Origin of the sequence: Thioclava sp. L04-15 (assembly GCF_002020275.1) — a bacterium.
GTDB classification, from domain to species: Bacteria; Pseudomonadota; Alphaproteobacteria; order Rhodobacterales; family Rhodobacteraceae; genus Thioclava; species Thioclava marina.
In genome coordinates, this window is record NZ_MPZW01000030.1 from 1 (window position 1) to 856 (window position 856).

Here is an 856-nt window from a genome sequence, read left to right on the forward strand (position 1 = left end):
CGCTCAGCATCGAAGGTTTTCCTATTTGTCGGACGCGTATCCTTTGGAGATAGACCGCCTGCCTCAATCAGAACTGCCTCAAGTCTTGTCGCCCAAATGCCTGTTTCATGCTCTGCAGAAGCGATCGAATGCAGTCGACGGCGCGGTAGCTCTTGGCCAAGCACTACCTCGCCCGCGGCGAAGGGCCATGTCTCTAAAATGCGTTCGCGAAGGAGGTCTCGAAATGGTTCAAAAGCTGCTTCGTGAAGATAGTCTATTGAAAGCTTCGAATAGAGATCGCCGAACGCCCCGCGTGGCTCGACCTTTGCTCCGGTCGCGCGCTCGGCGAGCTCCCTCAGTGCTTTGCGAACTGCCTCTTCGCCTCGGCGGGCGACCTCGAAGCCTGCAGCTTGCGCGGCTCGCAGGTTTCCGACGTTCGAAGGATCTGCATGCCGGACCAGCTCCGCACCTAGCAGGCGGCAAAAAGTCGTTCCAGCGTAGAGCGAGTGGCTTGCCAGCCACGTTTCATCCCGCCCCGTCGCCAGTCGGGCATCAAGCCAGATATCATAGGTGGATGGCTCCACGCGGGGCTGCTCAAAATCGCCGCCGCTGATCATCTCGCGAATATCGGCTAGCCGGGGGCCAATGTCGTAGCGCTTTGTCGGGGTTTGCTCTCTCCAAAGGTCAACCAGAGGATGCCGGTGGCGCACGCAGAGGCTCACTTCGCGCAATTGCCAGTCGCCGCGCATCGCTTGGCCTGCCGCAGCTCCATCCGGATGCGTTTCAGCATCCTCACGCAGACAGACCGGGCAGCCGCGCATTTGAGGGTTGCGTAAGGCGCGTGAGACAAACACCTCGCCGCGAAATTCCATCCGGA

General features: G+C 60.0%; 1 protein-coding gene. It reads right to left on the reverse strand.

What is annotated here, in order from left to right; genetic code table 11:
* Positions 1–856, reverse strand: an 856-nt coding sequence (locus BMI90_RS18460; protein ID WP_210401986.1) for a TniQ family protein, incomplete at both ends; no start/stop codon positions are given.